Raw genomic sequence first — 17,572 nt, forward strand, 5'->3', positions numbered from 1 at the left:
ACGACGGCCTCGCGCTGTTCCGGATCTGCTTTAGGCGAATGGGATTGAGGCTGTCGATGGCGCTCTTTGCCACGCAACTCACCTCGGCTTGCGCACCCCTACGCAATCGACAGGATCTCGATCTCCTGCGCACCTGAACCGACGACGTCGCCGACCGCCTTGCCCATCAGCGACCTCGCGACGGGCGCGACGAACGAGATCGAGCCGGCCTTGGGATCGGCTTCGTCCTCGCCGACGATGCGGTAGGTCTGGACGCGGCCGTCAGCGCGGCTGAAGCTCACGGTGCTGCCGAACGCAACGATTTCGGTCGCGACAGGATCGGGCATCACCTGCGCCGTACGCAAGCGTTCCGTGAGATAGCGGAGATCGCGCAGGGGCACGGCGGACTGCCGTCGCTTCTCGTTGACGTCCTCGATGGCTTGCGCGGCTTCATAGGCCGCCCGCGCTTCGGCGAGCTGCGCCTGCAATGCGTTGAAGCCTGCTTCCGTCACGAGGTTCGGATGCGGCGAGATCGGGCGGTCCGGCAACAGCGTCTCGGACGCGGTTTCGGCGCTCTCTTCCTTGGTGAAGGCGACGCTCAATTGAAGATCCTGTCGAACTGTTTCGCTTGCGACGCCATGGCGCCGACGACCGAGATTATATCTCAAGTTCGACGAAACGGCGGAGCTTGAAGACGAGGTCCGGCACGGCCTGGCGGAACCGGGTTGCGTTCTGGAAACTGGTGGAGAACGGCGCGAAAGTGAGCATCGCGTTCCAGTGCCGGTAACCATAGACCGTGACCGAGACGCCGGAACTCGGGAAGTTGTCCAGCTTGCGCAGCTCGCCGAGCACGAGATCGGCGATCGCCTCCGCCGGCAGCAGCCGCTTGCCGTCCCGCGTGGTTGCGATTTGCGCGGGCGGCTCGGCCGGCTCGGCGGCCGCCGCTGCGGCATCGGGCGCGCTCTCGGCTTCGGCCGCATCGGACCTGAACTCGGGCTTGGACTCGGACCTGGACGTCGCGGCCGGCTCTACGGGATCCGCCGGCACGATCGGCGGGACCTCGGCGAGCGGAGGCGGTGCAACAGGGTCTGCGCGCTTGTTGCCTCCCAGGATGCTGCTGATCATGGCCACAAGGCCGGCATCCTTCACCTCATCGCTCATCATTCCCCCCGGGCTTCGGCCTACTCTAGCACCGCTCGCGCAGACCGCCACCGGCGATGTGGCGCAATGGAGGGCCGGACGCCGCCGAATGATCGGCGGCACCACGTTCGATCACGTCGCGCCACGGTGCGATCCGTTACTGCTTAGCGAACGGAATGTATTGGTGGTACCGCTTGGGCACCGAGCTGCGATAGCGCGCCGGCACGGTGCCGGTGTCGACCGAATGATCGATCTCCTGCTGGCGGGTCATCTTCTTCTTCGCCGGCTTCTTCGACGCGCTCTTCTTGCCGTCAGTGGGCTGGCTGGACGTGTCGGTGGTCGCGCTTGGCGCTGTGGTCGTCGCAGCCGGCGCAGTGCTTGTCGCGGCAGGCGCAGCGGTTCCGCCCGCGGCCGGCGCGCCCTGCGCCAGCGCGAGCGGCGATTGCATCATGAGCATCAGCGCTGCCGTCGCAGCCAGCAAATATGATTTCTGCATCAGAACCTCCAAAGTACCTGATCCGAATGAGCCAGCGTAGGCCTCCGGCATCGACGCGTGCAAGTCCGCCCACGATAGGCCCGATCGCACGCCGGAACTGTGGTGGGGGTCACACTCCCGGCATGGTCTGCCTCACGACCTCGCAGCGTGCGCAGGTGCGCAATGGCGCGCTCGGCTATGCGCGAGCTGCGCGGCCGGTCTCCTCCAGTCGCGAGGCGAACCAGCGTGACAGCGGCTCGTCGACGGCACCGCTGACATAGACCTCCGACATCGTCACATGTTGCCTGTCCAGCACCAGGAGCAGGCCGATCCAATAGGGAAACCAGACATGGACGTCGGTCAGCGCCCGCAGCTTGTGCTGGTCGTGATCGAGCGGCGTGTGGTTGCTCGCCTTGCGGATCTCCACGGCGAGCAAATTGTTCGGGATCTCGCGCTGATGCACGACGACATCGGGGTAGATCGACTTACCGAGATGGTCGTCGGTCGAGATGATGGTGCCGTGCGGCAGATGCAGCGTGCGCTCGCCGAGCCGGTCGTAATTGCAGTCGACCGACCAGCCCGAAAACTGCTTCTCCAGATGCACGGCGAAACGGTGCGTGACCGCCCGCTCGCCGACGTCCTTCTCGAACAGGAAGCCCTCGTGGGCGTAGAAGTCCCTGACAGCCGCGATCACCTTGTTCAGCTCGGTCTGCATCGTGCCTCCGGGCCCATCACGTGCGCGCCAAAGTTGGTAGCCCGGATGAAGCGTAGCGCAATCCGGGACTCTCGCAAAACACACCAGCCCCGGATTACGCTACGCTCCATCCGGGCTACATGAGACCGGAATTCGCGGCGCAATCGGTCCGGTCTACATCTGAACTTCGATCAGGCGCGGGCCGGGCTCGGCGACGGCCTCTGCCAGTGCCTTGTTGAACTCGTCGGCATTGGTGACGGCGCGGCCGGGAACGCCCATGCCCTTGGCCAGCGCCACGAAGTCCAGGGTCGGGCGGTCGAGGCGGAGCATGTCGTTGGCGCGCTGGCCGGGCTCGCCGGCGCCGACATTGTCGAACTCGCCGCGCAGGATCTGGTAGATGCGGTTGGCGAACACGATGGTGACGATATCGAGGTTCTCGCGTGCGTGGGTCCACAGCGACTGGATCGTGTACATCGCGCTGCCGTCGCCGACCATGGTGATCACCTTGCGGTCCGGGCAGGCGATCGCGGCACCGATCGACAGCGGCGTCGAGAAGCCGATCGAGCCGCCCATGTTCTGCAGCCAGTCGTGCGGGGCGGCCGCCGCCGTCGGCGGGAAGAAGCCGCGGCCGGTGGTGAGGGATTCGTCGACCATGATCGCGTTCTCGGGGATCGCACAGGCAATGGCCTGCGCGATCGAGGCGAAGGTGAGCGCGCCGGTCGGCTTGACCAGCTCAGCCAGAGCCTGCGGCTTGACGTCCCTGGCGCTGGCCTTCACGGCGCCGGCGAGTGCCTCGAGCGCGGCGACCGAATTCTCGCCCCAGGAGGTCATGCGATGCACCTCGCAGCCCTGCGGCTTGAGCATGCTCGGCTTGTTCGGATAGGCGAAGAACGCCACGGGGTCGTCGGACTCGACCAGCACGATGTGACGGAATTTCGCCAGCATCGGCAGGGCTTGATCGATGACGTAGTGGATGCGGTCGATCGAGAAACGGCCACGGCCGCGCGCCATCTTCGGACGGAAGGTCGGGCCCATCACGGTGCAGCCGGTCTTGCCGGCGATGCGCTCGGCCAGCGCCAGACCCTGCGCGCTCAGCGCGCTGCCGGTCATCAGGAGCAGCGTGCCTTCGCCGTCGCCATGCAGGATCTTTGCGGCCTGCTCGACCGCCTGCGGCGAATAGCTGGCGCGCTGCTGCTCGGCCGGAACCTCGGCGATGCCGTCGGCCTCGTTCCAGGCGGTGTCGGCGGGCAGGATCAGGGTGGCGATCTGCGGCGGCGCACTTTTCGCGGCGGCAATGGCGGCGGCGCCGTCCGCGGCGACCGATTTGGCATCCGGCGAGGTGCGGACCCAGGACGACATCGGCCGGGCCAGGCCCTCGATGTCGGAGGTCAGCGGCGCGTTGTAGCCGATGTGGTAGACGGCGTGCTGGCCGACGATGTTGACGATGCCGGAATTGGCCTTCTTGGCATTGTGCAGATTGGCAAGGCCGTTGGCGAGGCCGGGGCCGAGATGCAGCAGGGTCGAGGCCGGCGTGCCCTTCATGCGGAAATAGCCGTCGGCCGCGCCCGTCACCACGCCTTCGAACAGGCCGAGCACGCAGCGCATGCCGGGGACACGGTCGAGCGCCGCGACGAAATGCATCTCGGAGGTGCCGGGGTTGGTGAAGCAGACGTCCACCCCGCCCTTGACCATCGTCCGCACCAGGCTTTCCGCACCGTTCATTCTGTCTGCTCCCGCAACCTGCCAGTGATCCATTCGGTCAATCATTGTTCGCGCGGCGCGTCAAAGCAATAGCGGGCATTGCGGCCCTGCCCCGCGTGGTGAGACGCCGGTTTGGCTAACGCTTTCCAGCAAATTGGCGCAGTTGCGATTTGGTAACGTCAGTCGTTAACGATGCGACCCTCACGGGCCCGTGGCTTGCGAAACGCGCGCAAATATGGCCTCTGGGTCCGGTTGAATCGATTTTTTTTCTGGGGGAGATGATGATCCGGTTTTTTGCCGCACCGATGGCCGCAATGGCGCTGCTGCTGGCTGGCGCAGCCGACGCGTCCGCGACGGGGATGATAGACTTCACGGGCACCAGTTCCACCAGCTATATCGGCCGCGGCGGCGCGAGCCCGATCCCCCGCACCACCGTCATGTATAACGGCAGCTACGCCCCGGGCACCGTCGTGGTGAACACCGCCGAGCGGCGGCTCTATTTGGTGCTCGGGAACGGGCAGGCGCTGCGCTACGGCATCGGCGTCGGCCGCGACGGCTTCCGCTGGGCCGGGGTGCACAGGATCACCGCCAAGAGGGAATGGCCGGACTGGACGCCGCCCTCGCAGATGCTGGCGCGCCGGCCGGACCTGCCGCGCCACATGAAGGGCGGCATCGACAACCCGCTCGGCGCCCGCGCCATGTATCTGGGCTCGACGCTGTACCGCATCCACGGCTCCAACGAGCCGGAGACGATCGGTCAGGCCGTCTCCTCGGGCTGCTTCCGCATGACCAACGACGACGTCACCGACCTCTATAGCCGCGTCTCGATCGGCACCCCGGTGGTGGTGCTGAACAACTGACCAGGAACCCGCGCGGCGCGTGAATTTGCGCTCTTGTGCACGCGGGGCGAATGCGGCAGCGTCACAGCACGATGAGCGCATTCGTCCCGCCCTCGCCCGGCTTTCGCTTCGCCCTGCTGGCCCTCGCGACGCTCGCCTGCGCGCCTGACATCGCACCCATGGCTGCCGCCGCCGAGCTGCCCGCGGTGTCCTCGCGCCAGCGCGCCGAGAAGAAGAGCTTCACCGACGGCGAGATCATTGAAGGCTTCCTGAAGACGGCATTCGGCGCCGAATACCATCTTGCCGGCCGCGTCGACCGCATCCGCAAGTTCGACGGGCCGGTACGCGTCTACGCCGAGAGCGACCGCGAGGATCGCAAGACGCAGCTCGCCAAGGTCGTGGCTGACATCGGCAAGCGCGTGCAGCATCTCGACATCGCCATGATCGACACCAACGAAGCGGCGAATGTGCGCGTGAAGCTGGTGCGCGACCGCGATCTCTTCCGCACCATCTCGAGCTTCTACGGCGCCGAGAAGGCGCGCGAGATCCGCTCCTCGCTCGATCCGCAATGCCTGTCCGGCTTCCGCAAGAACGACAATTTCGAGATCGAGCATTCCGACGTCATCCTCACCGTCGACAACGGCGATTTCACCTTCCTCGACTGCGCCTATGAGGAGCTGCTGCAATCGCTCGGACCGATCAACGACACCACGAGCGTGCCCTGGACCATGTTCAACGACAACGTCTCGATGGGCTATTTCGACGTCTACGACCAGTACATCCTCAACCTGCTGTACGATCCCCGGATCAAGGCGGGCATGACCGTGGCGGAGGTCAAGGCCGTGCTTCCCGCCGTCCTCAAGGACGTGCGCGCCTGGGTGAAGCGGGCGAATAATCTGAAGGAGTGAGGCGGTCCAAGGGAGCGATCTACTCGTCGGCGTCCTTCTTCCGCAGCAGATCCGTCGCCAGATCCGACAGCTTCGGCGGCGGCAGGGCCGCGAACGGCAGCGGCCGCGTCACATCGATCGCGGCCAATCCCAGCCGTGCCGTCAGCAGCCCGTTCAGCACGCCTTCACCCAGGCGCTGCGACAGCTTCGCCGCGATGCCGTGGCCGAGCATCTGCTGCACCAGGCTGTCGCTCGCGGCCATGCCGCCGGTGATGGCGAGATGAGCGATGACGTGGCGAAGCAGGCGGATCATGCCGAGCGCGCCGGGACGGCCGCCATAGAGATAAGCGAGCTGGCGGATCAGGCGCAGCGCCGCCACGAACACGAACAGCACGTCGATGGCGGCGCGCGGGCTCACCGCCGTCACGATCGAGACCTTTTGCGCCGCTGACGACACCAGCCGCCGCGCCTCGGCGTCCAGCGGCGACATCAGCTCGCGCTCGGCGAGGCGGATCATGTCGGCGCCGTCGATGATCTCGCCGGCGTGGCTCTCCAGCGTCGCGCGGGCGCGCGCCAGCTGCGGGTTCTGGTGCGCGATCTTGAGCAGGTCCTGGACGATGACCCGGCTCTCCTTGCGATCGTCGCTGGCCAGCACGGAAGCTGCGCGCTGGTGCAGCTTCTCGATGGTCGCAAGACGCGCGAGACCGAACGCCTCGCGCCCGATCACCACCGCAAGCGCCAGCGCGGTGACGGCGGCGAAGGCAAGTCCAACGAAGCCGAGCGTCTGGCTGCGCGCGAACAGATCCTCGACCAGATGCACCACGCCGAGCCCGGTACCGAGCAGCGTCAATCCGGCGAGCCCCGACCAGAACAGCGTGCCCCAGGGAAAGCCGCGCCGCGCCGGGACTGCGGCGTGCACCGGCACCGGCAGCATCGCCGGGTCGGGCTCCGGCGTGATCTGGATGGTGGCGCGACCGAGACGGCCGGTCTCGTCGGCCTCGGCGACGACGACGCCGGGATCGTCGAGCCGGAACGTCGCCGGCCGCCGTGGCTTGGATCGCTCGGTCATGACAGCTTGTCTCCGATCAGGAACTGCAAGGCACGGTCGAGGCGGATGTGTGGCAGCGTCGGCTCGTCGGCACCCTCGCGTTCAAGCTTCGGCGGGCGGAAGCGCAGGAAGCGGAAATCGCTGTTCCCGGCCGCCTCCGACGCGAGCCCGCGGAACGCATCCGTCCCATTGAACAGCGGTTCGGGATCGAGCGGAAGATCGCCCGGAAAGGTCGCAACCTCGGTGTTGCCGTCGAAGAACTCGCCGCCGGCGCTTTCGCCCGCGGCGGGTGTTCCCAGGATCGACGGCAGCTTGTCACGGCCATGCGCCACCTGCGCTTCGCGCGTGGCGCGCACGGCGGCGAGCGCGACGACGTCGATCGCCGCGCCGGTGTTTTCCGCGCGCGCGACCGCGCGCGAGACGGCGCGGCGCAGCACCGCCTCGAGCCGGTCGTGACTGGAATGATGCAGATGATCCGCCTTGGTCGCGGCGAACAGGATGCGGTCGATGCGCGGCCGGAACAGGCTGGAGAGGATCGTGCTGCGGCCGGTGTTGAAGCAGTCGAGAATGCCGGCGAGCGCGGCTTCGAGATCGCGCAGCGCCTCGGGGCCGGAGTTGAACGCGGCGAGCGCATCGGCCAGCACAATCTGACGGTCGAGCCGCGCGAAATGATCGCGGAAGAACGGCCGCACCACGACGTCCTTGTAAGCTTCGAAGCGCCGCACCATCATCGCCCACAGCGATCCCTCACCCGCCTGCCCGCCCGCAGGCACGTCCAGCGGCGCAAAGGTCAGCGCCGGCGTATCGGCGAGATTGCCGGGCATCAGGAAGCGACCGGGCGGCAACAGGCTCATCGCAAACCGCTCGTCGCGGCAGGCGCGCAGATAATCGGTGAAGAGCTTTGCGGCCGTCAGCGTCGCCTGCTCGTCCTCGCGCGCTTCGGGCTTGAGCGTCGCGAGATGACTGTGCCACTCGGCCGCGAGATGCGCACGCGGCGCCTCGCGCGACAGCGCCAGGCTCTCCGCCGACCATTGCTCGTAGCTCTTGTGGAGCAGCGGCAGGTCCAGCAGCCATTCGCCGGGATAGTCGACGATGTCGAGCGTCAGCGTGCGGTCGGCGCCGTTCGGGCGCTGGTAGTCGATCACGAGCCTGAGCTCGCTGATGTCCATGGTCGAGCTCGGCCAGCGCCGTTCCTCGATCAGCGCGCGCAGATGGCTCTCATATGCAAAGCGCGGCACGGCATCGTCCGGCTGCGGCGCCAGGTGCGCCCGCGCGATCCGGCCCGAGGCGTAGGCCTCGAACACCGGAAACCTGCCGCCACGCGTCAGTCCATGGATCAGCGCGGTGATGAATACGGTCTTACCGGCGCGCGACAGACCGGTGACACCAAGCCGCACCGTCGGGTTGAAGAAGTGCTCGCCATAGTCGATCAGCGCCCGCGCCGACAGCCGCGCTTCCTCGACCATATCCTGGAAACTGAATGCCATATGAACGTGAGGGGATCTCGGGCGAGGGATACGCAAAACGGATTAGTCACAAAAGTGGCAATTGCCTGAAGAAATTCAAGCTTTCATACTTCCACCGCCTTTCTCGGCAAATCAGCCGTTTGAACGACCCGCCGGTCCTGAAACACCCATCTAGAGGGCATTGCCTCGAGCCTTTGCGGATTGCCATGACCGTCTTCCAGTTGAAGCAGCTTGCATCCTCTTCCGTCCACGCCGCAGCCGACGCGATCGGCTGGGACTACGATCGCGCCGAGCTGATCGCCGACGGCATCGTCCACGGGATCGGCGTGCTCGCGGGCATCATTGCCGCGACGGTGCTGGTGGTGCTGACGGCGGTCTATGCCGACGCCACCGACATCGTCGGCGTCTCCGTCTATGTCGCCGGCCTGCTCTCGATGCTGGTGCTGTCGGCGACCTATAATCTCTGGCCGGTCTCGCCGGCCAAATGGCTGCTGCGCCGCTTCGACCATTCCGCGATCTATCTCTTGATCGCCGCGACCTACACGCCGTTCATCCTGGAGCTGAAGGACAGCGTGTTCGCGTTGGTGCTGCTGGCCGGCGTCTGGTGCGTCGCAATCCTCGGCATCGTGCTGAAGCTGCTCTATCCCGGCCGGTTCGACCGCGTCTCGGTCGGCATCTATCTCGCGATGGGCTGGAGCGGCATGATGCTCTACGATGCCGTGGTCAGGGCGTTGCCCACGCTGGTGCTGGGCTTCATTCTTGCCGGCGGCCTGCTCTACAGCTTCGGCGTGATCTTCCACGCCTGGCGGCGGCTGCGCTTTCAGAATGCGATCTGGCACGGCTTTGTCTTGGCCGGCGCGGCATGTCATTATACCGCGGTGCTCGACCTCGTGTTGAGCTGAGAAGTTTCCGCGAAGCGGTATAAGAAGACGAGAGGAGACGTCGCATGAAGGTGACCGGCAAGGTCGTGGTCGTCACGGGCGGCGCAAACGGCATCGGCAAGGCGCTGTGCGAGGCCTTTCACAATGCGGGTGCGGCCAAGGTCGTGGTCGCGGACATGGACGCGGCCAATGCGCGAGCGGTCGCGGCCATGGTCGATGGCGCCGCGTTCAAATGCGACGTCGCGCAGGAAAAGGACATCGTCCACGTCATCGAGGAGACCGAGCGGCAGTTCGGCCCGATCGCGCTGTTCTGTTCCAACGCCGGCATCGGCGGCGGCTTCGACCCGATGTCGGAGAATGCCGGCGGCGCTTCCGACGAGCCGTGGCAGCGCAGCTGGGCGATCCACGTCATGGCGCATGTCTATGCGGCGCGGCATCTCGTCCCTCGGATGAGGGCGCGCGGCGGCGGCTATTTCCTCAACACCATCTCGGCCGCGGGCCTGCTGTCGCAGGTCGGCAGCCCGGCCTATTCGACGACGAAGCACGCGGCGGTCGGTTTTGCCGAGAATCTCGCGATCTCGCACAAGGCCCACAACATCAAGGTCTCGATCCTGTGTCCGCAGGGTGTCGACACCAACATGCTGCGCTCGATTCCCAAGGGCCCGCAATCCGGCGACGGCGACCTGACGCCCGAGCAAGTGGCGAAAGACGTGCTCGCCGGCCTCGAGCAGGAGACGTTCCTGATCCTGCCGCACCCGCAAGTGCTCGGCTACATGCGCAAGAAGACCGAAAATTACGACCGCTGGATCGGCGGCATGGCCAAGATCCAGGCGAAGATGCGGGAGGAGTTCGGGAAGTGACCGTTAGGTGCTCCCACGCTAGACGCTGTCATGCCCCGCGGAGGCGGGGCATCCAGTATGCCGCCCCTGTCGGCTCAACCACAACCGTCTCAGAGTACTGGATCGCCCGCCTTCGCGGGCGATGACACCGAGCGTGTAGAAGCAGCTTCAGCAACCTCGCGCATCACACCACCGCCACCGTCTCCCCCACCCGGCTCGCGCGCAGCGCCTGCGCATAGAGCATCATGCCCTCGCACACCGTGCGCTGCTCGGCCGGCGTCAGCGCCGCCAGCGCGCCGCGGACCTGCTGCCGGCCGAACGCGTGGAGGGCCTCCAGCGTGCGCCGGCCCTTCGCCGTCAGCGACAGCAGCTTGCTGCGCGCATCCGCCTCGTCCGGCGTCTCCTTGAGCTCGCCGCAATCGATCAGCTTGCGCACCAGACGGCTGACGCTGGATTTCTCCAGCCGCAGGAAATCGCCGAGCTCGCCCGACGTCATGGGGCCACGAATGCCGATCTCCAGGATGGTGTGGACCGCCGAGGGCGGATAGCCCGAGGCCGCCACCGTGGCGTCCATGAAGCCGAGTTCGCGCACCATCAGGCGCGAGGCGGCGCGGATGTCGTCAATCAGCGAAAGCTCGGCCATGGCTTGACTCGACCCATATAGTTGTATCATACAACTATATGGGCGCAACGGCGCGCGCAAGTGTTTGGAGTGGACCATGAGCGAAGCCTTGCCGACCGGTCAGCGCATGAGCGGCAAGGTCTGCCTGATCACGGGCGGCGGCAGCGGCATCGGGCGCGCAACGGCGCTGAGGATGGCGGCCGAAGGGGCGGAAGCGATCGTCGTCGCCGGCCGGCGCGAGGCCGAGATCGAGGCCACCGCCGCCGCGTGCCGCGGGCTCGGCACGGAGGCGATCGCGCTTCAGACCGACATCACGAAGGAAGACGAGGTCGCGCGCCTCGTCGGCACAGCCGTCGGGCGCTGCGGCCGGCTCGACGTTGCCTTCAACAATGCCGGCTTCCAGGAGCGCCGCGCGCCGCTGGAGGAGCAGGGCACGGAGATCTACGACAGCGTGTTCGACACCAATGTCCGCGCGCTGTTCCTCTGCCTGCGCCATCAATTGCCGGCGATGCTGGCGCAGGGGCGCGGCAGCATCGTCGTCAACACCTCCGTCAGCGGGGTGCGCAATCCCAATCCAGGCTTTTCGCTCTACTCGGCCTCAAAGGCCGCCGCGATCTCGCTGACGCGCTCGGCGGCGATGGAGAACGCGCCGCGCGGCATTCGCATCAATGCGATCGCGCCCGGCCGCGTCGTCACAGACATGATGCTGCGCGCCGGCGTCGGCGATGTGGCGACGGTCAGCGCAGGCCTGCCGCTGCGGCGGATGGGCAGCCCGGAGGAGGTCGCCGAGGCCGTGGTGTGGCTGTCGTCGGATGCGTCGTCGTATGTCGTCGGGCATGTGCTCGCGGCCGACGGAGGTTTTTTGGCGTCGTGATGTCGTAGCCTGGATGGAGCTCAGCGCAATCCAGGGCCGACTCGCCTGTGGCAGGATTCCCGGATTACGCTGCGCTCCATCCGGGCTACGACACGGTCAATGCTTCTGCCCGTACAGCACAGGCACTGCGGAATCCACGACGACCTCAACGAGGCTCGTGCCCGCATACGCCATGCCGCGCTTCAGCGCTTCGCCCAGCTCCGCAGCCTTCGTCACCCGCACCGCACGGCAGCCCATGCCCTCGGCAAGCCGGACGAAATCGATCCCCGGCAGCTCCAGCCCCGGCACGTTGCGCACCTGCATGACCTGGCTGAACGAGCGCATCGCGCCGTAGCCGGAATTGTTGATGACCACGACGGTGAGCGGCAGCTTGCGCTGCACGGCGGTCCAGAGCGCCTGGATCGAATACATCGCCGAGCCGTCGCCGATCAGGCACACCGTGCGCTGCTTCGGCTTGCCGAGCGCCATACCGACGGCGGCGGGCAGAGAATAGCCGAGGCCGCCGCTCGACATGGTGTAGAAACTGTCCTGGCCGCGCATCGGCAGGAATTTTTGCATCGCCGGCCGGTGCGAGGGCACTTCCTCGACAAGTGATGCATCATCCGGCATTGCCTGCGACAGCGAATGCAGCAGGAATTCGACCGGCAGCGGATCGGCGGGCTGCGGCGCCGGCGGCAGCGTGCGGCCTTTTGGCGCCGCGCGCTTGCTCTCCGGCAGCAGGTCGAGCAGCAGGCTCAGCGCCGGCTCCATCGTCGCGATGATGCTGGTGCCTGATGGCGTCACCGCGGCGGCATCCGCGTCATCCGTGATCTGGAAGATGGTCGCGCCGCGGTCGAAGATCGTGGCATGGCCCTCGACATGGAAGGTGAACACCGGCGCGCCGATGACGATGACGACATCGTGCTCGCGCAGCGCGTCGGACAGTTGCGCCGGCGAGGCATGCAGAAAGCCCGCGAATTGCGGATGCCGCTCGGGGAACGAGCAGCGTGCCGAGAACGGGCTGACCCAGACGCTCGCCTTGCTCTTCTCGGCGACGCGCACCATCAGATCCACCGCGCCGGCGCGATCGACGCCCGGGCCGACGACGAGCGCGGGGTGTTTGCTTGAGGCGAGCGCCGCAATCAGCGCCTTCATCGGCTCCAGCTCAGGGCCGATCTCGCGGCTGACCCTGCGCGCCTCGACCGGTGCGCAGGCATGGGCCCAGTCGTCGATCGGGATCGACACGAAGGTCGGCCCGCACGGCGGCTGCATCGCGGTGTAATAGGCCCGCGCGATCGCGGCGGGCACGTCCTCCGGCCTTGCCGGCTCGACGCTGTATTTCACATAAGGCCGCGGAAACTCGGAGGCGCGCTCGGCATAGAGAAACGCCTGCAAGGGCAGGATCGAGCGCGCCTGCTGGCCTGCGGTGATCACTAGCGGGGTCTGGTTGCGATGCGCGGTGTAGATGTTGCCGAGCGCGTTGCCGACGCCGGCCGCCGAATGCAGGTTGACGAAGCCGGCATTGCGCGTCGCCTGCGCATAACCATCGGCCATGCCGACGGCGGAAGCTTCCTGCAGCGCCAGCACGTAGTCGAGATCGTCGGGCCAGTCGCTCAGGAACGGCAGCTCGGTCGAACCAGGGTTGCCGAACACCCTGTCGATGCCGAAGGCGCGCAGAAGGTTGAGCGTCGCCTGCTTCACGGTGACGGGCTTGGTGCCGGTCTTGCCGTTCCTGGCCATGGTTTCCGTCCCTGCGTTTATTGATTGAACGTAGCAGCCCCACCCGTCATTGCGAGCGAAGCGAAGCAATCCAGAATCTCTCCGCAGAGGCAGTCTGGATTGCTTCGTCGCTTCGCTCCTCGCAATGACGAGGAGAGACTATCACCACACCGCCGTGCCCTTCATCGTCGGCTGCCCCTCCGCGTTCGCGGTCCACAGCTCCATGCCCGCCTCAGTCTCGTTGGCGTTGACCGAGAACTCCGTGCCTTCGAATAGCGGCTGCACGCCGCGATACGAAAACTTCTTCGGCGCCTTGCCGCCACGAAGCTTGGCCGCCATCTCGACGATCAGCGCTGCCTGTAGTGGACCGTGGAAGATCAGGCCCGGATAGCCCTCGACCTCAGTGACGTAGTCGCGGTCGTAATGGATGCGGTGGCCGTTGAAGGTCAGCGCGGAATAGCGAAACAGCAGCACGGGATCCGACACATGCGTTTCGCGATGCTGCGCCCGCGGCGGCGGAGGCGACGCCTTGCCGCCAGCCGGCGCGCCGCCGGTCATCTCGCGATAGACGATGTCCTGCCGCTCGCGGATCGCCGTGCCCCTCGGCGAGGAGATGCTGTGCTCGACCGAGACGAAGCACAGCGTGCCGGTCGATCCTGATTTCACCTGCACGTCGGCAATGCGCGAAGTCCGCGTCGATTCATCGCCGACGCGCAAGGGCTGCAAGAACTCGATCTCGCCGCCGGCCCACATCCGGCGCGGCAGCGGCACCGGCGGCAGGAAGCCGCCGCGGGTCGGGTGGCCGTCCGGACCGAGCATCGACATCGGAAACACCGGCTGCGCCAGGCACCAGTGCACCGTGAACGGCGCAGCGTCGCCCGCCTTGGGCTCGCCGATCTCCTGGAACAGCGTCGCGCGCAGGCCCTTCACGAGCTGCGCGGTGACGATGTCGGTGGCCTCCTGGCTGCGGCCGATCCATTGCCTGAGATGATCGATGTCGAGCTTCTCGGTCATGACGCCTCGCTCTCTCACGTCTTGGATTGGGGCTTTTCGCCAATGGCGGGCACGGCGCCGTAGCTGCGCGTCTCGCCGACGATGATCGGCGCCGGCGCGGGATAGCTGACGCGGCCGTTCGGCGTGTCGACCTCGATCCGCCGCAGATGCGGATGGTTGGCGAGGTCGGCCATGGTGTTGACCTCGGCGAATGCGATGTCGGCGTCCGAGAGCCGCTTCAACAGCTCGTCGCGCGTCATCCTGCCGAAGATGTCGGCCACCGTCGTGTCGGTGAAGTCGCGGTTGCGCACGCGCTCGACCATGTTGGCGACGCGGGGATCGGCCGGCAGGTCCGGCTGATCCAGCACCTTCGCGCAGAGCGTCTTCCACTCGCGCTCGCTCTGGATCGAGATCAGGATGTCCTTGCCGTCCTTGGAGGTGAACACGCCATAGGGCGCGATCGAGGGATGGCGCAGGCCCATGCGCTTGGGCGGATTGCCGGCTTCGGCATTGAGCAGCGGCACGGTGCACCAATCCGCCATCACGTCGAACATGGAGATGCGGATGTCGGCGCCCTTGCCGGTGCGCCCGCGCGCGATCAGCGCCTCCAGGATCGCGGCATGCGCGGTGGCGCCGGTCGCAACATCCACGATCGACATGCCGACGCGCGAGGCGCCATCGGGATTGCCGGTGATCGAGGCGAGCCCGCTCTCGGCCTGGATCAGGAGATCATAGGCCTTGCGGTGGGCGTAGGGACCTTCGTCACCATAACCGGTGATGGTGCACGAGATCAGCTTGGGATAGTCCTTCAAGAGCCGCTCGCGCGAGAAGCCGAGCTTGTCCATCGAGCCGGGTTTCAGGTTCTGGATCAGCACGTCGGCACTCGCGATCAGCTTCTCCAGCTCGGCGCGGCCTTCCTTCGTGGTGAGATCGACCACCGCCGATTGCTTGCCGCGATTGAGCCAGACGAAATAGCTGCTCTGGCCCTTGGCCGCCGCGTCATAGCCGCGGGCGAAATCGCCCTCGGGCCGCTCGATCTTGATCACGTCCGCGCCGGCATCCGCCAGGCGCGAGGAGCAGAACGGCGCCGCCACCGCCTGCTCGACCGCAATCACCCTGATCCCGTCCAATGCTCCCATGGCCGCAACCTCAGTACGAGCGCGGCATGCCGAGCACGTGCTCGGCGACGAAGGACAGCACGAGGTTGGTCGAGATCGGCGCCACCTGGTAGAGCCGCGTCTCGCGGAACTTGCGCTCGACGTCGTATTCCTCGGCAAAGCCGAACCCGCCATGGGTCTGGATGCAGGCGTTCGCCGCTTCCCAGGACGCATCCGCCGCCAGCATCTTGGCCATGTTGGCCTCGGCGCCGCAATCGAGCCCGGCCTCGTATTTGCGCGTGGCTTCCTTCACCATCAGCTCGGCCGCGCGCATCGAGGCGTAGGCTTTTGCGATCGGAAACTGGATGCCTTGATTCTGGCCGATCGGCCGGCCGAACACGGCGCGCTCCTTGGCGTAGTTCGTCGCCTTCGCGATGAACCACTTGGCGTCGCCGACGCATTCGGCCGCGATCAGGATGCGCTCGGCATTCATGCCGGAGAGGATGTAGCGAAAGCCCTTGCCTTCCTCGCCGATCAGATTCTCCGCCGGCACCCTCATGTCGGTGAAGAACACTTCGGTGGTGGCGTGGTTCATCATGGTGCGGATCGGGCGGATCTCGAGACCGTTGTTCTTGGCCTCGCGCATGTCGACGATGAACACCGACAGTCCGTCGGTGCGCTTCTTGACCTGGTCCTTCGGCGTGGTGCGCGCCAGCAGCACCATCAGATCGGAATGCTCGGCGCGGCTGGTCCAGATCTTCTGGCCGTTGACGATGTAGCTGTCGTTGCCGTCCTTGCGCGCGAACGTCTTCAGCGAGGAGGTGTCGGTGCCGCTGGTCGGCTCGGTGACGCCGAACGCCTGCAGGCGCAACTCGCCGCTCGCGATTTTCGGCAGGTATTTTGCCTTCTGCTCGGCATTGCCGTGCCTGAGCACCGTGCCCATCGTGTACATCTGGGCATGGCAGCCGCCGCCGTTGCAGCCCGCGCGCTGGATCTCTTCCAGGATCGCCGCGGCCGCCGACAGCTTTAGGCCCGCGCCGCCATATTCCTCGGGGATCAGCACCGAGAGATATCCGGCCTCGGTCAGCGCATCGACGAACGCCTTGGGGTAGGCCATCTCGCGGTCGAGCTTGCGCCAATATTCGCCGGGGAACTGCGCGCAGAGCTTGGCTACGGCCTCGCGGATGTCGGCGTAATCTTCGGCGTGGTGTTCTTGACTCATGGCGTTTCCAATTCTCAGCGGCAGTTAAAGATAACGCCGGCCAACCCACGGGCGTTGTGAAAACAATGCCCGCCCCCTATGCTCATTTGTTATAGCGTATGGAGTAGCCTTCCAGGATTGGCAAGCATGGATTTCCGGCAGCTCAGGACCTTCAGTTGCGTGGCGGAGCTCGGCAGCCTGTCCAAGGCCTCCGACACCTTGCGCGTGGCGCAGCCGGCGCTCTCCAGGCAGATCAAGCTCCTGGAACACGAGCTGCGCACCGAACTCTTCACGCGCAACGGCCGCGGCATGGTGCTGACCGAGGCCGGCCGCCTGCTGCTCGCACGCACCTCCGGCATCGTGCGGCAGATCGACCAGATCCGCGACGACATCCAGTCGGCCAAGGGGCCGCCGTCCGGCCAGGTCGTGCTCGGCCTGGTTCCGACCGTGAGCTGCGTGCTGTCGGCGCGCTTTGCACGGCGCTGTGTCGAAAAATTTCCCGGCATCTCGCTGCGCATCGTCGAGAGCTACAGCGGGCATCTGGTCGAATGGCTGCATCGCGGCGAGATGGATCTCGCCATCCTCTACGGCCGCTCGGCCGACCTGCATCTCAACGTGCAGAGCCTGGGGCGCGACAACATCGTCGCGGTCGGTCCGCGCGGCTGCGGCTTGGCGCGCAAGAAGAGCGTCGACATCGGCTGGCTGCTGCGGCAACGGCTGGTGCTGCCCTCTCATTCCCACGGCCTTCGGGCGCTGATCGAGCACGCTGCGGCCCAGCGCAAGATCAAGCTCGACGTCCAGCTGGAAGCGGACTCCTTCCGCGTGCTGACGAGCCTGGTCGAGGAGGGCCTCGGCTTCGCGCTGCTACCACCGTCCTCGGTCCATGGCGAGGTCGCGGACGGGCGGCTGGAAACCGCACCGGTATCCAAGCCGATGACGCGCGAGCTCATTTTTGCCTCTCCAATCGACCGCCCGGCCTCGACCGCCTCGCTCGCCATCACCGCGCTGCTGCGCGAGGAAGTCGCCGCCTGCCGCAAGGAAGGCGTGTGGGACATCAGGTTGAGTTAGATGGCGTGTCGTAGAACAGCCGCGCGCGGTCGTGCCTTCGCATCTGGCGCGAGCTGTCATGCCGGAATTC

Annotated in this window: 18 protein-coding genes; 6 read left to right on the plus strand and 12 right to left on the minus strand. The window is 66.4% G+C overall.

Translation table 11 applies throughout. The annotated features are described in order from the left end of the window. Positions 1–98: 98 nt before the first annotated feature. The 5 genes from greA to I6F28_RS27305 all read right to left on the minus strand — a co-directional run bounded on the left by greA (position 99) and on the right by I6F28_RS27305 (position 4,010). A complete protein-coding gene (gene greA / locus I6F28_RS27285) occupies positions 99–581 on the minus strand; it encodes a transcription elongation factor GreA (protein WP_036009784.1) in 483 nt (160 codons plus the stop codon). Between the two features lie 55 nt (positions 582–636). Next, positions 637–1,140, minus strand: coding sequence for a hypothetical protein (locus tag I6F28_RS27290; RefSeq protein WP_109145964.1), 504 nt, complete (start codon positions 1,138–1,140; stop codon positions 637–639). Between the two features lie 136 nt (positions 1,141–1,276). Next, a complete protein-coding gene (locus I6F28_RS27295) occupies positions 1,277–1,615 on the minus strand; it encodes a hypothetical protein (RefSeq protein ID WP_128266570.1) in 339 nt (112 codons plus the stop codon). 175 nt (positions 1,616–1,790) lie between these two features. After that, positions 1,791–2,309 (minus strand): hypothetical protein, encoded by a 519-nt coding sequence (locus I6F28_RS27300; RefSeq protein ID WP_036009755.1) that lies wholly within the window; start codon positions 2,307–2,309, stop codon positions 1,791–1,793. A gap of 153 nt (positions 2,310–2,462) precedes the next feature. After that, positions 2,463–4,010, minus strand: coding sequence for an acetolactate synthase large subunit (locus I6F28_RS27305; RefSeq protein WP_225142090.1), 1,548 nt, complete (start codon positions 4,008–4,010; stop codon positions 2,463–2,465). 260 nt (positions 4,011–4,270) lie between these two features. On the opposite strand from I6F28_RS27305, the gene I6F28_RS27310 reads away from it, so the two are divergent. Then, on the plus strand, positions 4,271–4,849 hold the full coding sequence (locus tag I6F28_RS27310; RefSeq protein ID WP_036009766.1) for a L,D-transpeptidase: 579 nt from the start codon (positions 4,271–4,273) through the stop codon (positions 4,847–4,849). Positions 4,850–4,920: 71 nt separating this feature from the next. Continuing rightward, complete coding sequence (locus tag I6F28_RS27315) at positions 4,921–5,736, plus strand: DUF2927 domain-containing protein (RefSeq protein WP_192893341.1); 816 nt, start codon at positions 4,921–4,923, stop codon at positions 5,734–5,736. Between the two features lie 19 nt (positions 5,737–5,755). On the opposite strand, the gene I6F28_RS27320 is transcribed toward I6F28_RS27315, so the two are convergent. Beyond that, positions 5,756–6,784 carry a YcjF family protein gene (locus I6F28_RS27320; protein WP_225142092.1) on the minus strand — a complete coding sequence of 343 codons (1,029 nt, stop codon included), beginning with the start codon at positions 6,782–6,784 and terminating at the stop codon, positions 5,756–5,758. After that, a complete protein-coding gene (locus I6F28_RS27325; protein ID WP_036028602.1) occupies positions 6,781–8,250 on the minus strand; it encodes a YcjX family GTP-binding protein in 1,470 nt (489 codons plus the stop codon). The genes I6F28_RS27320 and I6F28_RS27325 overlap by 4 nt, the downstream gene beginning before the upstream one ends. 185 nt (positions 8,251–8,435) lie before the next feature. Between I6F28_RS27325 and trhA the strand changes: the two genes are divergently transcribed. Next, positions 8,436–9,131, plus strand: coding sequence for a PAQR family membrane homeostasis protein TrhA (trhA, locus tag I6F28_RS27330; protein WP_036009743.1), 696 nt, complete (start codon positions 8,436–8,438; stop codon positions 9,129–9,131). A 44-nt stretch (positions 9,132–9,175) separates the two neighbouring features. Next, positions 9,176–9,970 carry an SDR family oxidoreductase gene (locus tag I6F28_RS27335; RefSeq protein WP_225142095.1) on the plus strand — a complete coding sequence of 265 codons (795 nt, stop codon included), beginning with the start codon at positions 9,176–9,178 and terminating at the stop codon, positions 9,968–9,970. A gap of 163 nt (positions 9,971–10,133) precedes the next feature. On the opposite strand, the gene I6F28_RS27340 is transcribed toward I6F28_RS27335, so the two are convergent. Then, entirely contained in the window at positions 10,134–10,592 is a 459-nt protein-coding gene (locus I6F28_RS27340; RefSeq protein ID WP_109145220.1) for a MarR family winged helix-turn-helix transcriptional regulator, read from the minus strand. 76 nt (positions 10,593–10,668) lie between these two features. On the opposite strand from I6F28_RS27340, the gene I6F28_RS27345 reads away from it, so the two are divergent. Then, positions 10,669–11,445 (plus strand): SDR family NAD(P)-dependent oxidoreductase, encoded by a 777-nt coding sequence (locus I6F28_RS27345; protein ID WP_225113922.1) that lies wholly within the window; start codon positions 10,669–10,671, stop codon positions 11,443–11,445. A 96-nt stretch (positions 11,446–11,541) separates the two neighbouring features. Here I6F28_RS27345 and mdlC read toward each other — a convergent pair whose 3' ends face one another. The 4 genes from mdlC to I6F28_RS27365 form a co-directional block, all read right to left on the minus strand. After that, entirely contained in the window at positions 11,542–13,164 is a 1,623-nt protein-coding gene (gene mdlC / locus I6F28_RS27350; protein ID WP_225142096.1) for a benzoylformate decarboxylase, read from the minus strand. A 141-nt stretch (positions 13,165–13,305) separates the two neighbouring features. Then, positions 13,306–14,157 carry an HTD2 family dehydratase gene (locus I6F28_RS27355; protein ID WP_225142097.1) on the minus strand — a complete coding sequence of 284 codons (852 nt, stop codon included), beginning with the start codon at positions 14,155–14,157 and terminating at the stop codon, positions 13,306–13,308. Positions 14,158–14,171: 14 nt separating this feature from the next. After that, a complete protein-coding gene (locus I6F28_RS27360) occupies positions 14,172–15,275 on the minus strand; it encodes a CaiB/BaiF CoA transferase family protein (RefSeq protein WP_225142100.1) in 1,104 nt (367 codons plus the stop codon). Positions 15,276–15,285: 10 nt separating this feature from the next. Next, complete coding sequence (locus I6F28_RS27365) at positions 15,286–16,455, minus strand: acyl-CoA dehydrogenase family protein (RefSeq protein WP_036028627.1); 1,170 nt, start codon at positions 16,453–16,455, stop codon at positions 15,286–15,288. A gap of 126 nt (positions 16,456–16,581) precedes the next feature. Between I6F28_RS27365 and I6F28_RS27370 the strand changes: the two genes are divergently transcribed. Continuing rightward, entirely contained in the window at positions 16,582–17,502 is a 921-nt protein-coding gene (locus tag I6F28_RS27370; RefSeq protein ID WP_225129195.1) for a LysR substrate-binding domain-containing protein, read from the plus strand. The last annotated feature ends 70 nt before the right edge of the window (positions 17,503–17,572 follow it).

The organism is Bradyrhizobium sp. NBAIM14 (assembly GCF_020193895.1).
GTDB classification, from domain to species: domain Bacteria; phylum Pseudomonadota; class Alphaproteobacteria; order Rhizobiales; family Xanthobacteraceae; genus Bradyrhizobium; species Bradyrhizobium yuanmingense.

Bases quoted from the DNA above. Each gene is read 5' to 3' on its own strand.
- I6F28_RS27290 (WP_109145964.1), bottom strand. From the start codon at position 1,140: ATGAGCGATGAGGTGAAGGATGCCGGCCTTGTGGCCATGATCAGCAGC.
- I6F28_RS27295 (WP_128266570.1), bottom strand. From the start codon at position 1,615: ATGCAGAAATCATATTTGCTGGCTGCGACGGCAGCGCTGATGCTCATG.
- I6F28_RS27300 (WP_036009755.1), bottom strand. From the start codon at position 2,309: ATGCAGACCGAGCTGAACAAGGTGATCGCGGCTGTCAGGGACTTCTAC.
- I6F28_RS27305 (WP_225142090.1), bottom strand. From the start codon at position 4,010: ATGAACGGTGCGGAAAGCCTGGTGCGGACGATGGTCAAGGGCGGGGTG.
- I6F28_RS27310 (WP_036009766.1), top strand. From the start codon at position 4,271: ATGATCCGGTTTTTTGCCGCACCGATGGCCGCAATGGCGCTGCTGCTG.
- I6F28_RS27315 (WP_192893341.1), top strand. From the start codon at position 4,921: ATGAGCGCATTCGTCCCGCCCTCGCCCGGCTTTCGCTTCGCCCTGCTG.
- I6F28_RS27320 (WP_225142092.1), bottom strand. From the start codon at position 6,784: ATGACCGAGCGATCCAAGCCACGGCGGCCGGCGACGTTCCGGCTCGAC.
- I6F28_RS27325 (WP_036028602.1), bottom strand. From the start codon at position 8,250: ATGGCATTCAGTTTCCAGGATATGGTCGAGGAAGCGCGGCTGTCGGCG.
- trhA (WP_036009743.1), top strand. From the start codon at position 8,436: ATGACCGTCTTCCAGTTGAAGCAGCTTGCATCCTCTTCCGTCCACGCC.
- I6F28_RS27335 (WP_225142095.1), top strand. From the start codon at position 9,176: ATGAAGGTGACCGGCAAGGTCGTGGTCGTCACGGGCGGCGCAAACGGC.
- I6F28_RS27340 (WP_109145220.1), bottom strand. From the start codon at position 10,592: ATGGCCGAGCTTTCGCTGATTGACGACATCCGCGCCGCCTCGCGCCTG.
- I6F28_RS27345 (WP_225113922.1), top strand. From the start codon at position 10,669: ATGAGCGAAGCCTTGCCGACCGGTCAGCGCATGAGCGGCAAGGTCTGC.
- mdlC (WP_225142096.1), bottom strand. From the start codon at position 13,164: ATGGCCAGGAACGGCAAGACCGGCACCAAGCCCGTCACCGTGAAGCAG.
- I6F28_RS27355 (WP_225142097.1), bottom strand. From the start codon at position 14,157: ATGACCGAGAAGCTCGACATCGATCATCTCAGGCAATGGATCGGCCGC.
- I6F28_RS27360 (WP_225142100.1), bottom strand. From the start codon at position 15,275: ATGGGAGCATTGGACGGGATCAGGGTGATTGCGGTCGAGCAGGCGGTG.
- I6F28_RS27365 (WP_036028627.1), bottom strand. From the start codon at position 16,455: ATGAGTCAAGAACACCACGCCGAAGATTACGCCGACATCCGCGAGGCC.
- I6F28_RS27370 (WP_225129195.1), top strand. From the start codon at position 16,582: ATGGATTTCCGGCAGCTCAGGACCTTCAGTTGCGTGGCGGAGCTCGGC.